Source organism: Kineococcus sp. NBC_00420 (genome assembly GCF_036021035.1).
GTDB lineage: Bacteria > Actinomycetota > Actinomycetes > Actinomycetales > Kineococcaceae > Kineococcus.
In genome coordinates this window covers 5,340,096-5,353,065 of record NZ_CP107930.1, presented here as the reverse complement: position 1 = coordinate 5,353,065, position 12,970 = coordinate 5,340,096, and the positions used below count along the sequence as shown (strand labels likewise).

At 67.7% G+C, this 12,970-nt stretch carries 13 protein-coding genes and 2 pseudogenes; 7 read left to right on the top strand and 8 right to left on the bottom strand.

Annotation, left to right across the window (positions count from 1 at the left end; translation table 11 throughout):
• Positions 1-82 precede the first annotated feature (82 nt).
• Positions 83-868: an SDR family NAD(P)-dependent oxidoreductase gene (locus OG218_RS26145; RefSeq protein WP_328296144.1), complete on the top strand. Its 786-nt coding sequence runs from the start codon at positions 83-85 to the stop codon at positions 866-868.
• 127 nt (positions 869-995) lie between these two features.
• Here the strand turns inward: OG218_RS26145 and OG218_RS26140 are convergent, their stop codons facing one another.
• Together OG218_RS26140 and OG218_RS26135 are read right to left on the bottom strand one after the other, a co-directional pair.
• Positions 996-1,586 carry a DUF2306 domain-containing protein gene (locus OG218_RS26140; protein WP_328296143.1) on the bottom strand — a complete coding sequence of 197 codons (591 nt, stop codon included), beginning with the start codon at positions 1,584-1,586 and terminating at the stop codon, positions 996-998.
• A gap of 637 nt (positions 1,587-2,223) precedes the next feature.
• Positions 2,224-2,874: a TetR/AcrR family transcriptional regulator gene (locus OG218_RS26135; RefSeq protein WP_328296142.1), complete on the bottom strand. Its 651-nt coding sequence runs from the start codon at positions 2,872-2,874 to the stop codon at positions 2,224-2,226.
• Positions 2,875-3,094: 220 nt separating this feature from the next.
• Between OG218_RS26135 and OG218_RS26130 the strand changes: the two genes are divergently transcribed.
• Positions 3,095-4,225 (top strand): FAD-dependent monooxygenase, encoded by a 1,131-nt coding sequence (locus OG218_RS26130; RefSeq protein WP_442906564.1) that lies wholly within the window; start codon positions 3,095-3,097, stop codon positions 4,223-4,225.
• Between the two features lie 605 nt (positions 4,226-4,830).
• Here the strand turns inward: OG218_RS26130 and OG218_RS26125 are convergent.
• Positions 4,831-5,271 carry a hypothetical protein gene (locus OG218_RS26125; protein WP_328296140.1) on the bottom strand — a complete coding sequence of 147 codons (441 nt, stop codon included), beginning with the start codon at positions 5,269-5,271 and terminating at the stop codon, positions 4,831-4,833.
• 175 nt (positions 5,272-5,446) lie between these two features.
• Between OG218_RS26125 and OG218_RS26120 the strand changes: the two genes are divergently transcribed.
• The 5 genes and pseudogenes from OG218_RS26120 to OG218_RS26100 form a co-directional block, all read left to right on the top strand.
• Positions 5,447-5,929 carry a GNAT family N-acetyltransferase gene (locus OG218_RS26120; protein ID WP_328296139.1) on the top strand — a complete coding sequence of 161 codons (483 nt, stop codon included), beginning with the start codon at positions 5,447-5,449 and terminating at the stop codon, positions 5,927-5,929.
• A 168-nt stretch (positions 5,930-6,097) separates the two neighbouring features.
• Positions 6,098-6,517, top strand: a complete 420-nt coding sequence (locus OG218_RS26115; protein WP_328296138.1) for a hypothetical protein — start codon at positions 6,098-6,100, stop codon at positions 6,515-6,517.
• 216 nt (positions 6,518-6,733) lie between these two features.
• Positions 6,734-7,228, top strand: coding sequence for a WapI family immunity protein (locus tag OG218_RS26110; protein WP_328296137.1), 495 nt, complete (start codon positions 6,734-6,736; stop codon positions 7,226-7,228).
• Positions 7,229-7,368: 140 nt separating this feature from the next.
• Positions 7,369-8,661, top strand: a complete 1,293-nt coding sequence (locus OG218_RS26105) for an ISL3 family transposase (RefSeq protein WP_328296136.1) — start codon at positions 7,369-7,371, stop codon at positions 8,659-8,661.
• 141 nt (positions 8,662-8,802) lie between these two features.
• Positions 8,803-9,304 (top strand): annotated as a pseudogene (locus OG218_RS26100) (IS5 family transposase); the annotation flags it as partial.
• Between the two features lie 66 nt (positions 9,305-9,370).
• Here OG218_RS26100 and OG218_RS26095 read toward each other — a convergent pair.
• From OG218_RS26095 to OG218_RS26075, 5 genes and pseudogenes are all read right to left on the bottom strand, one after another.
• A complete protein-coding gene (locus OG218_RS26095) occupies positions 9,371-9,811 on the bottom strand; it encodes a hypothetical protein (protein ID WP_328296134.1) in 441 nt (146 codons plus the stop codon).
• Positions 9,812-9,966: 155 nt separating this feature from the next.
• Positions 9,967-11,231 (bottom strand): annotated as a pseudogene (locus OG218_RS26090) (IS256 family transposase).
• 247 nt (positions 11,232-11,478) lie between these two features.
• A complete protein-coding gene (locus OG218_RS26085; RefSeq protein ID WP_328296133.1) occupies positions 11,479-12,282 on the bottom strand; it encodes a nitroreductase family protein in 804 nt (267 codons plus the stop codon).
• 6 nt (positions 12,283-12,288) lie between these two features.
• A complete protein-coding gene (locus OG218_RS26080; protein WP_328296132.1) occupies positions 12,289-12,600 on the bottom strand; it encodes a hypothetical protein in 312 nt (103 codons plus the stop codon).
• A 34-nt stretch (positions 12,601-12,634) separates the two neighbouring features.
• Positions 12,635-12,811, bottom strand: a complete 177-nt coding sequence (locus OG218_RS26075) for a DUF1059 domain-containing protein (RefSeq protein WP_328296131.1) — start codon at positions 12,809-12,811, stop codon at positions 12,635-12,637.
• Positions 12,812-12,970: the final 159 nt, after the last annotated feature.

The following is a 12,970-nucleotide window of genomic DNA, read 5'->3' as shown; positions in this document are numbered from 1 at the left end:
TGGAGCGTACCTGTTCTGGAGTTGTCTCTCCAGAAACAGATCGGCACTCTGGAGCAACCACTCCACTCTGGAAGGACCACCCATGACCACCTCCCCCAGCGACCACACCTCCCCCGCCGCCCGCACGTCCCTCATCGGTCGCACCGCACTCGTCACCGGCGCCACCAGCGGCATCGGGCGCGCCACCGCCCTGGCCCTGGCCGCACGCGGCGCACACGTCATCGTCTCCGGCCGCGACACCACCCGCGGGAACGCCACGGTCGCCGCGATCCGAGACGCCGGTGGCCGAGGCGACTTCGCCGCCGCCGACCTCACCGACGCGGCGAGCGCACGCGCCCTGGCCGAACGCGCGAGGGAGCTGGGCGGCGGTCACGTCGACGTCCTGGTCAACAGCGCCGGCATCTTCCCCTTCGGCCCGACCGCGGCCACGACCCCGGAAGAGGTTGAGGGCGTCCTCGCGGTCAACGTCACCGCGCCCTACTTCCTCGTGGCCGCCCTCGCCCCGGCCATGGCCGAGCGCGGACACGGCGCCATCGTCAACGTGACCACGATGGTCGCCGAGTTCGGCGCGGCCGGGATGGGCCTGTACGGCGCGAGCAAGGCGGCGCTGGTGCTGTTGACCAAGTCGTGGGCGGCGGAGTTCGGACCGGCCGGCGTGCGCGTCAACGCCGTCAGCCCCGGCCCGACCCGCACCGAGGGGACCGCGGCCATGGGCGAGGCCCTCGACCAGCTCGCCGCCGCGGGTCCGGCCGGGCGTCCGGGGCGCCCGGAGGAGATGGCCGAGGCGATCGTCTTCCTCGCCAGCGACGCCGCTGCCTTCGTGCACGGCGCGATCCTGCCCGTCGACGGTGGCCGCACCGCCGTCTGATCACCACTCGGCGCGGAGTTGTTGGACGGCGGTCTCGATGCCCATGGCGTCAGGACCGCTGTCGCAGCACCGCCCCGGTGCGGCACCACGAGCACCGCAGGGTCATCCCGCGGTGGGCGCGGGCGCACTACGAAGCGAGGCGGTCCCTGCGGGAAGGCTCAAGCCACACTGGGCGCCGCGAATCCAAGGCTGTGGGTGAGGGGCTGAGACGCAACGCGGGTAGACCGCGGCGTTCGATCGTGAACTCGCACACCACGAGGTTGGGCAGACACGCCAGGAACGGCAGCGGTGCGTAGGCAGCGACGCGAACCTCTTCGAAGGCCACCCCTGCCAGGACCTGCGGGATCGGCGGTGCTGACAACCACAAGGTCAGGGCCACACAGGTCAGGGCCACACAGGTCAGGGCCACACAGATCAGGGCCACACAGATCAGGGCCACACAGATCAGGGCCACACAGATCAGGGCCACACAGATCAGGGCCACACAGATCAGGGCCACACAGATCAGGGCCACACAGGTCAGGGCCACACAGGTCAGGGCCACACAGGTCAGGGCGAAGCCACGCATCATCCACGCCTGATGACCGGCGACGTCACAGCGGCAGATGGCGCGGTAACCGGTCACGGTGACGAGCACCCACAAGATGGCCAGGGATCCGAAGCCGAAGAAGCCCAGCAGCCCAATCGAGCTGAACAACGACATGACGAACGCGGCCACCCCACCGAGCAGATCAGGAGGCGAGCCCCAGTTGTGGGACCAAGGACAAGAAGCGGGCGCTCACCATCCACGAGACAGTGCCCACATGACGCCGCCCCCCTCGCCCGTCGCGGCTTCAGTGGACTCCTCGACACTTCTGACTACCCGTCAGCCTGAGGCCGTCGCAACGCGCGCTGTCACAGCCGAGCTGACAGCCCGTCCCGGAACGTCACCAGAGTCGGCGACCGGTGAAGACGAGGCGGTCGCCCAGTGGTGGACCCATCTCTCGTCCGTTCGCCAGCAGCAGCTGAGCAGCCTGAGCCCATCCGAACCCCTGCCCCGTTGGGCTGCGACTGAACTCTGGCGTGTCGGGGTGAACTGCCCCTTGGCGCTGTTGAACGAGCGCGGACGAATGGTGCGCCGAGCCTTGGTCCCGGCTGCTCTCGCACGATTGCTTCGTGACAACCAGCCTGATCCTGCGGCCCCTGACGCGAGATCTACTTTGAACCCCTGACCGAGTAGGCATCCACCTTGGCGCCCCGCGACGGGCCACCGACGGACACCACCCATCCTGGGTCTGGCCCTGCAGTCCTTCTTCGACCTGAGACGTCGGTGCGCTCCAAGCGGGGGGTCTGATGCAACCCTGAGAGACGACTGGCTATGAACCGTCCGCGGTGACCCTCGCCTTCGACGCGCGGAAGTTCTCCGCGGCATCGGTCAGCGCGACATCGGCATCAGCGTGCAACTCCCCAGCGATCGACCCCAGATCAGCCCCCGACAAGATCGCCGCACCGATCCGCTCAGTGACGGCCTGGATCACGGTGACGAGGACGCCGGCGTGGGCACGGGCGACGAGAGCGTTCAGCTCCGGATCGGTCTCAGCGATGGCTCCCGCGATCGCCTCAGCCTGGTCGTGGCGAAACCGCATCGCGTAGCGGCGCACATCCTCATTCGCCACCGACAGGGCGAGGTACTCACCCCGGGCGAGAGCAGGATCCGCCCGCACGAACTGGTCGATGTCCTCGTGCACCGAAGCGCGCAGAGCCTCCGCCGGAGTCAAGGCCACCTCCCGCTCGGCCACACAACGACGAGAACGCTCCAGCATCTCCTCGGCGAGGTCGAAGACGAGGTCGGGCTTGGTGGGGAAGTAGTTGTAGACGGTCTGATCCGCCACCCCCGCCGCGCTCGCCACGTCGGACACGGACACGGCGTCGTAGCCGCGTTCGGCGAACAACCGGGCTGCGACGTCAGCCAGGCGGTTGCGCGTCTCCCGCTTCTTGCGCTCTCGGCGGCCCATCAACTCGGTCACAGCCGCCATGCTCGCAGAAAGCTTGGGGTCACACCAACTTCGTGTTAGCGTCAAAGCATGGAGTCACTGCACTTTTGACTCTAACGGGCACGGCCGACGAGAGGGACACGTCATGGCGACGGTCACAACGCAGCAGGCGGAACAGGCACAGCAAGAGGAGCAGGCACAGCCAGAGGAGCCGGCGGAACACGGAGAGCAGGCGGAGCAGAGGCAGCGGGTCCTGATCTCAGGGGCGAGCTTCGCGGGCCTGAGCACGGCGATCTGGATGCAGCGCCTAGGCTACGACGTCACCATCGTCGAACGCGCCACAGGACTGAGGAAGGGCGGGACCCCCGTCGACCTGCGCAACGACACCATGGCCATCGCCGAACGCCTGGGCATCCTCGCAGCGGTGCAGGCCAAAGCACTCCCGCCACGCACCACCGAGTTCGCCGAGATCGACGGCGCCACCATCGCGCGGATGGAACCGGAGACCTCCGAAGACACCAACACCAACATCGTCATCGACGAGTACGAGATCCACCGCCGCGACGACGTCGAGATCCACCGCGACGACCTCCTCGCCATCCTGTTCGCTGCGCTCGGAGACACCGCCGAGGTGATCTTCGACGACTCCATCACCTCCCTCACCGACGTCCCCGAAGGCATCCGCGCGACCTTCCGCGACGCTGCCGCCCGCGACTTCGCGATGGTGCTGGGATGCGACGGCAACCATTCCGCCGTGCGCCGCCTTCACTTCGGCCCGGAGAGCGACTACAGCCACTTCCTGCACCACTACACCTCCGTCACCGTCGTGGACGGCGCGTTCATCCCGTCCTGGACCTCACGAATCCAGAACACCCCCGGCCGGACGCTGCTGCTGAACTCCTACCAGGACAGCACCGACGTCGTCCTCGTGTTCCACGCCGAGCAGGAGATCGGCTACGACTACCACGACCTCGAGGAGCAGAAGCAGATCATCCGCGAGGAGTTCGCCGGTGCCGGTGAGCCGTTCACCGACGTCGTCGACGCCGCCCTGAGCGCCGACAACTTCTACTTCGACAAGCTGAGCCAGATCCACCTGCCGCGGTGGTCATCGGGTCGGGTGGTGCTCGTCGGGGACGCCGCGTACTGCCCCTCACCGGCCGCCGGCATGGGCGGTTCGGTCGCGATCCTCGGCGCCACGGCCCTCTACGACGCCTTCGTGACCACCGGCGGCGACATCGAGCGCGCTTTCGTGGAGTACGAACGCAGCTTCCGTCCCGTCGCGGAGCGGATCCAGACCGAGACGGAGACGTTCGGCTTGCCCATGATCTTCCCCACGACCGCCGAAGCCATCGAGGCACGCAACGCCCAACTCCTCGAGCACTGATATCGCGCAGCCAGCAGGCCAAGCAGACGTGAGTCCTCCAGGCCCGCCGCAACAGTCGCAGGACGGGCAGAAGAGGCCGGCGCACGTCCGGAGAAGTGGGTCATGATCAAGCTGTCCGGGAACCGGGCCGCGCTCTGGATCCATCGATCCACGGGTCGCCGTCAGCTGTAGCGGTGGTTCTTCTCGGGGTGCGCCGCCTCACGGGAACATGCCCGGCCATTCATGGACTTGTGCCCGCACCGCCCATCCGTGGGTGCCCCCAGAGCGGCTGCCGCGGCGCCAGCCGGCTGTGCCGTACGAGCAGCCGGAGCCACTACCGGTTTCCCGTTGGCTGCTGCGCGGGGGCCGCTGTTGCGGGCGTAGTTGGCTTCGCGCATCGCCCGCTGGGCGTCGAGCTTGCTCATCGTCGGATCACACCGCGGAGCCTACGACGCACCACTCACACCAGCCTTCAGGCAGCGGTTCGACCCGTCGACCGAAGCCGACGGGTGGCGACCTCGCATACGATCGGTCTGGGGTCTGCTGCACTGATGGGTGGCAGCTACGTCACGCGGTCAAACCGACCGACGAGGCTCAACTGAAGTAGGGGCAACCCAATCCTCGCCCTACGACAACCACACCGCGACGAGCAGGAAGACGACGACCGCCGCCAGCGGCACCACGACGGCACCGATCACGTGACCAGCGTTCCTACCAGGCCGGCGCAACAGGGCGGCACTGACCAGTGCCGCACTCATGCTCAGCACCACCCCGATCGCGCCCCCGAAGAAACCGACGACCACGAAGGCCAGCAACACCACCCGCACCGGTATCGGCAGCGGGGCGGAGGCCAAAACGGTGCGCCCATCCAGCTCCACCGTGGGACTGAGCTGACGCCAACTGAAACCGGCCTGCACCTGATGACTACGGCCCTCCTCATCCACCAGGACGGGAGCTCCCCAACGATCGCGCGGCAGCTCCTGACCGTTGTGCATGACGCGAGGACGACGGGACCAGGCCTTCTCGACGACGAGATCCTTCCCGAGAACTGTCACAGGTGCGCCCACGATCCGACCCTGCCATACCTCGCAACGCCGAAGATGCCGGCTGAGATACCCACTAGGCCATCCAGGCGACGTCACGGTCATCCCACGATACGGGTGATCCCGGTGCTGGAGATGCCGCGACCATGGCGCATAAGTCGTGCGATTGTTGCGGAGCCATCTGGCTACCGTGCAGCAGGTGCCGACCCTACTGAGACGCTCTTTCACCCACGACGAGGCCCGCACCGTTGCCGCCTGGGCCTACCCTCCGCCCTTCGACCTCTACAACGTCGACCCCACCAACACCAACCTCTTCACCCACCGCGACCCCGACGGCAGCGGCTACTACCCCGCCACCAATGACGACGGCACGGTCATCGCCTTCTGCGTCTTCGGCCCCGAAGCCCGCGTCCACGGACAACAACCCCAAGCCGGAGTCCTCGACGTCGGCCTCGGCGTCCACCCCGACCTCACCAGCCGAGGCCTAGCGTCGGGACTCTTCGAGCAGGTCGCCGTCCTGGCCCGGGAACTCTTCCACCCCCACCAGCTGCGCACCGCCGTCGCCACCTTCAACGACCGCTCCCTCGTCCTGTGCCGCAAGGCCGGCTTCATCCCCGTCCAAGACTTCACCGGACCCGGTGACCGCCCCTTCCGCGAGCTCACCTGCGACCTCGCTCAGTGATGACCGGACACGAGCCCACCGACGCGAACCTGCTGAGGCCCATCCGGTCATCCCACGATGCGCGCGGTCGGCGACGTCGCGCTCACTAGTCAGACTGCAGACCGTACGCCAAGACCGTGCGCTCCACGGTGAGCAACAGCCCTGAGCCGCTCGGGGAAGATGACGGACATGCCCCTCCACGATCAGACTTACGCCTGGAACGACCTGCTAGGACGTCTGGTCGGGTTCCGCCTCTTCTCGGTCCAGTTCGTCATGGACTACGTCCAGCTCCGCTTCGACGGCCCGACACACGATGCCCCCGTCCTCAACTGCGACGTCATGCCCGTCGTAGAAGCAGCCGGCCGGCGGATCGTGCCCGGAGAGAGCGGCTACGCCGATGTCCTGGTCTCGCTCATAGCAGGGACCGTGACCGCGACGACGGAGGCGAGGGCCCAGGGACTGCGTCTGGAGCTCACCGGCGGAGCGATCGTCCTGCTGCCCACCCCGGACGAGATCGAGGGGCCAGAGATCGCCATGCTCTTCGGCTTCGAGGACAAGGGTTGGATGTGTTGGCGGCCCGGTGAGGAAGCCTTCGAGCACCTCACCTGATCTTCCGGTCTCACCACGAGCTGCGTTCCTTCGGCGTGCTCACGACTTCACGGTCATTCCGCTGACCAGAACACCATGGAGATCGGGGTACCAACGGGGGCGGTCCTTCGTCGCACCCTGGCCTCGCGGCGGCGCCCTGCAACGCCAGACGATCAATCAGGTCAGGAGGTCACCTCAGGCGGGTCCCTGCCAGCGTCGGTGCCAGACAATCATCGAGTGCACCTCACCTCCACCGACGGCGCCCTCTTCGAGTTGCGACCTACCGGCTACCAGTACCCAGCGCTCAACACTCCCGGCGACTGGGACGCGAACTGGCTCAACGTTCACGGGCAGGTACGCACAGCAGCCGGGGAGTCGTGGACGTTCCACGACCCCAGCCTCACCACCTGGGAAGCCCACGAACTGCACCGCTGGCTGCAGGCCGCCGCCGAAGGACGGATCGAGCCGACCGACAGCCCTGGTGAGGACGGCGAGCACCTACTCGCCTTCACGGAGCCGAACCTCGCCTTCAGCGTGGCCTCGGTGGTGGGTGAAGAAACCCTGCTGCGCGTCCACCTCTCGCTGGAGGCGGTGGCAGGCAAGCCCGGCTGGACGGCGCAGTCCAGACCCGACCTGTACGAGTACAGCGTTCCGTTCAGGCTCGACCGGAGGCGACTGCAGACGGCCGCAGCACAGTGGAGCGACGACATCGCGTCGTTCCCGCCGCGTTGACAACAGGGCTCTTGTGACACATGTATGAGCTCAGATTGGCTGTCCCGACGCCTCTGAGCAGCTGAGATGCAGGGCGCACGCCGTCCTGGTGGCTACGGTCCTGATTGTCGAGATCATGATCGTCACCACGGGAGAACGGCGTGCGCGGAGCCAGGATATGGGTTGAGCTGCTCGGACTGCAGCAGGCCGTCGTCGAAGACGTCGAGCTCGACGAGGACGCCGGGGTGCTCGTCGTGTCGGTGCGGGTGCCTAAGCGCGCCGCTAACCGGTGCGGGCGGTGTCGGCGGCCGTGCCGCCGCTTCGATGCCGGGCGCGGAGTCCGGCGGTGGCGGGCGCTGGACGTGGGCAGTGTGCGCGCGTTCGTCCAAGCGGCAGCGCCGCGGGTCCAGTGCCGAAGGCATGGAGTGGTGGTGGCTGCCGTGCCGTGGGCTCGTCACGACGCCGGTCACACTCTCGCCTTTGACGAGCAGGTCGCGTGGCTGGCGGTTCACACGTCCCGATCAGCTGTGGCGCAGTTGATGCGGGTGGCGTGGCGGACGGTTGGGGTGATCGTCGAGCGGGTCACGGCGGGCGCATTGACAGGGGCGGACCGGTTCGCGGGGCTGGCGCGGATCGGCATCGATGAGATCTCCTACAAACGCGGCCACAAGTACCTGACCATCGTGGTGGATCACGACACCGGGCGGTTGGTGTGGGCCGCGCCGGGGCGGGACAAGGAGACGCTGCGGGGGTTCTTCGACGCACTCGGTCCCGAGCGGTCGGCGTCGATCACGCACGTCTCCGCCGACGGTGCGAACTGGATCGCGACGGTTGTGGCGCAGCGGTGTGCGAACGCGGTGCGCTGTGCTGATCCGTTCCATGTCGTGCAGTGGGCGAGCAAGGCGTTGGACGAGGAGCGTCGGGGTTCGTGGAACCGGGCTCGAGGCGCGGTTGGTCGTGACCGATCGCTGGGTAGAGCGCCGGCGGCGACCGGGGGTGCGCGGTCGCTGAAGGGGGCGCGGTGGGCGTTGTGGAGGAACCCTGAAGACTTGAGCGAGAACCAGGCGGCGCAGTTGGGATGGATCGCGCGGACGGATCCGCGCCTGCATCGGGCGTACCTGTTGAAGGAGGGTCTGCGGATGGTTTTCCGGATCGCCCGTCAGGACGGTCCGGGCGCGGCGAGCCAGGCGTTAGATCGGTGGATCGGGTGGGCCCGGCGGTGTCGGATCCCGGCGTTTGTGGCTCTCTCGCGCAACATCATCAGGCACCGGCCGGCGATCGAGGCGACGTTCGAGCATGGCCTCTCGAATGGGTTGGTGGAGTCGATGAACACGAAGATCCGGGTCCTGACGCGGGTGGCGTTCGGGTTCCACTCTTCGGCACCGTTGGTGGGGTTGGCGATGCTGGCGTTGGGTGGGTTCTGCCCGCCGCTACCGGGGCGGGGAGGCCGGTGACGGCTTCACACATGTGTCAGGAGAGCCACTTTTCGATCATGACGACAGGGGCTTCGAGTCATACCGGGACCGCTGGCCTGCGCCCCCACCTTGGGGGCAAGAACAAGGTAACGGGGCTGTGCATCCTGGATCGAAGCCCTCGCGGTCGAGGGAGAGTACCTCGGGCGCTCCCGCGGAGGACTGACGTCCAAGCTGCACCTGGCCGTCGACGCGTCCGGGTTACCGCTCGCATTGATCCTCACTCCAGGTCGGGCCGGCGACAACCCGCAACTGCTGCCACTGCTGGACGCCTTGGCCGCGCTGCGCGGCAGTGGGTATGCGGACAACCGACGCCTGCACGTCGAGCGGGTCCATCGCCGACAAGGCCTACACCCACGCCCCCACACGCAAAGCACTGCGGCGCAGACGCATCAAAGCGACAATTCCGGAGAAGAGCGACCAGATCGCCCGGCGCAAAGCCAAGGGCTCCACCGGTGGACGGCCACCCGCCTTCGACTCCAAAATCTATCGTCAGCGCAACGTCGTCGAGCGCTGCATCAACCGACTCAAACAGTTCCGCGCCTTCGCCACCCGCTACGCCAAACGCGCTGCCTACTTCCGCAGCGAGGTGATCCTCGTTTGCATCATGCTGCACCTTCGATGAACCGCGCCACGACGTGAGTCGAACCACCATGGGATCGCGACGGAACTACGGCGGACTCGAGAAGGGTTACGTCCACCCGGTGCGTGTGTCAGGGATCTGCAGTCCCGGCCACCGGAAGTCGATGCTCACCAGCTTCCCCGCTGGCAGCGGCTGCAGCCGGAAAGTCCGTTCTGCGGTTCGCGTCGGGTCGTCGTCGGTCATGTACGAGCCGCCTTCACCGCCGGCCAGCAGGGGCAAGTCACTGGCCGATGGTGAGGAGTGTTCGCTACCACCGCTGGTGGGGGCTTGCCGCTGTAGTGAGGACACGTTGTCCACCGACTGCCCGTCAGAGAAGTTCAACGTCAGTCGTAGCCTCGCTGGGCCGCCTGGATCTTCGCCGAAAGCGCCAGCTTCATCGAACAGGTTAGAGGTGACGTCGTGCGTCGCTGAGCTGGTGTGACGAACGTTCAGCGTGAACGTGGCCTGCGCCGCTTCAACGGAGATCAGGTTTAGGTCGACGGTCGCCACCGGCGACGACCCGATGGTTAAGGACTTGAACATACGACCTCCACCCGTAGACGCACATCGAGGAGTGCTGACGAAGCTACTACTGCGCCAGTACCTCCCGAAGGTCAAGTCCATGGAGGTGGTGTACGACGTTCGCCGCGAGATGCTCCGTGTGATCAGGCCGTCAGGGCCTGCAGAGTGAGGTCGGAGTTCACCTCCGACGCGGTCTCGATGGTGTCGGCTCCGCCGGGCATCGCGATCAACCGACAACGGCCCAGCAGGTCCAGGCCGAGGTAGCGCCGGCCCTCGGTCCACTCATCGTCCTGCTCAGCCAAGACGGCCCCGACGAGGCGGATCAGGGAGTCGCGGTCGGGGAAGATAGCCACGACGTCGGTGCGGCGGCGGATCTCCCGATTCAACCGTTCCTGCGGGTTGTTCGACCAGACCTGACGCCAGACCTCCTTCGGGAACGCGGTGAACGCGAGAACGTCGGCGCGGGCCGCGTCCAGATGGGCGGCGACCTTCGGCAGTTTCTGCTCCACGGCGTCCAACAGGCGGTCGAATTGGGCGTGCAACGAGTCCGCGTCCGGCTGGTCGTAGACGCTGTGCAGCAACGTCTTCACCCAAGGCCACAACGTCTTCGGTGTAACCGACATGAGGTTCGCGGCGTAGTGCGTCCGGCACCACTGCCAGCTGGCGCCGGGCAGGGGCGCCCCGATCGCTGCGACCACGCCGGCGTGGGCGTCGGAGGTGATGAGTCGGACGCCGCTCAGGCCGCGGGCGGTGAGATCGCGGAAGAACCCAACCAGCCCGCGCTGTCCTCCGCGCTGGAGGTCTGCAGGCCGAGGATCTGGCGGTGACCGTCGGCGTCGAGCCCGACGGCGAGCATCGCGTGGACGTTGGCGACGCGGCCGTCCTAACGGACCTTCATCACCAGCGCATCGGCAGCGACGAACGTGTACGGACCAGCGTCAAGTCTCCTCGTGCGGAAGGCTTCGACCTGGACGTCGAGGTCCTTGGCCATCTCGCTGACCTGCGACTTCGACAACCTCGTGATCCCTAACGACTCGACGAGCTTCTCCATCCGCCTCGTCGAGACTCCCAGTAGGTAGGCGGTGGTAACGACGGTTGTCAGGGCCCGTTCAGCGCGGCGGCGTCGCTCCAGCAGCCAGTCCGGGAAGTACGACCCGGAACGCAGCTTCGGGATCGCGGCGTCAATCGTGCCGAGACGGGTGTCGAAGTCGCGGTGGCGGTAGCCGTTGCGGGAGTTCACCCGCTCCGGGCTCGTAGCGCCGTAGGCAGCTCCGCAGACGGCGTCGGCGTCAGCGGACATGAGTGTGTTGATGAAAGTTGACATCAGCTCGCGCAGCAGGTCTGGGCTCGCCTGCGCCAGCTGCTCGTCGACGAAGCGGGGAGGGTCCATCATGGGGTTGGCGGTCATCGCGTGGTCCTTCTTCGGTCTTGAGTGGGAACTCAGGTCGAAGCATCACGCGGTGGCCGCCTTCTACGTCTTAGCCACGCCCGTCATCGGGGGTGGTCGTACACCACTCTGGTGGACTCCACTTTCCCGAACGACGCACTCATGATCGCACAAGTGTTCGAAGGCGTCAGCGGTTGTTCTCCCACCGCATGCAAGCACGATCACGCCGACTCGATGTCAGCCGTCTTCTTGATCCGCAGGACACGCCCTACAGACCGCTCTCGGCGTCCCAGCCCTCCTGGGGCGTGCGGCAGTCCTCGCGGAAGACGAACTGCGACACCCGCCGCCGTTCGTGGCTCGACCAGTCGATCACCGGCCGACGGGCCTGCTCGGGGAGGTAGCCGATCCGGTAGACGGCCATCAGCTCGAGGTCGTCGGGGACCTTCAGCAGGTCCACCAGCGTCTCCCAGGCCCCGGGGACCTCCATGGGGAAGCTGACGAACTGGATCCCCAGACCGAGCTCCGTCGTGGAGAGCCAGACGTTCTCCATCGCCGCGCCCATCGAGAACAGCGAGTAGAAGCCGGACAACTCCCCCGGCCGGTACTCCGCGCGGTCCAGCATCACCCCCAGCAGCAGCGGGGAGCCGGCGACCAGGTCCCGGTTCTGGCGGCCGAGCTTGCGCGGGACCCCAAGCAGGTTCATCACGAACTGCCCGCGTCGGGTGAACACGCTGCGGGTGAAGGGGCGCAACGGCGCGGGGAGCTTGTCGAAGAGCATCCCCGAACGGCTGCTCTCCATCTCCGCGGCGCTGAAGCGGAAGTAGCGCTTGTAGCGCTCGAAGAACGTCCCGTTGCCCATGGCCGTCGTCATCGACGCGCCGCTGACCCGCGCGACCTCGGCGATGGTGTCGCGGGACTCGACCAGGACGAAGCGCCACGGCTGGCTGTTCAGCTGCGAGGGGGCCCGGGCGGCGACCTCCATGAGGATCCGCTGGTGCTCCGAGGTCACCGGGTCGGGCAGGAAGGCCCCGTTGGTGGTCCGTCGGGCGGCGATCGCCGCGCGCAGTTCCACGGCCGCTCAGCTCGCCAGGGCGGCGACGTAGGCGGGGGCGGCGCTGCCGGCGATGACGGGGTGCCAGCGCGTGCGGGCCGGTACCGCCGGGATCGCCAGCAGCGGGAGCGCCGCGGGGAGGAGGCGGAAGAAGGCCCGGTCGCGGCGCAGGGCGAGCTCGGCCCCGGCGGCGGCGGTGAGGACGGCGGTCGCGACGTAGACGGCGTGGTGCACCCAGCGGAACCCCGAGGTGTCCAGGACCCGGGTGGCGACGGCCGCGCCGAGGGCGCAGTTGGCGAGGTAGCTCGCGGCGGCGGCGGTCAACAGCGGGGTGCGCACGGGCGCAAGTGCACCACGCAGCGCCGGGCCGGGCTCAGCGGACCTCGCGGATGGCGAGCAGCACCTGCCCGACGAGTTCGGCCGGGACGTCGCGCAGCCCGTGGTCGTGGCGGGCGTGACCGGAGACCTCGTTGAGGATGGAGTCGCTGTCGTGGGCGGTGAAGGTGCGCGGGCACCCGGCGACGACGTCGCCGCAGGAGAACTGCTTCACGGTGGGAGGGCTCCATTCCTGACGCCGCTGGGCTCGACGGTCAGTCACTGTTGTCGGCGTGCACCGACTCCGACCTGAGCCCGGCGCGAGGAACCCCGCCCGGACGGCCGAACGCCCGCCCACCCGGGAGGGGTGGACGGGCGTTCGGGGCGTTGCGGT

Coding starts and splice junctions, on each gene's coding strand:
- OG218_RS26115 (WP_328296138.1), top strand. CDS start 6,098: ATGCCCCTCCACGATCAGACTTACGCCTGGAACGACCTGCTAGGACGT.
- OG218_RS26145 (WP_328296144.1), top strand. CDS start 83: ATGACCACCTCCCCCAGCGACCACACCTCCCCCGCCGCCCGCACGTCC.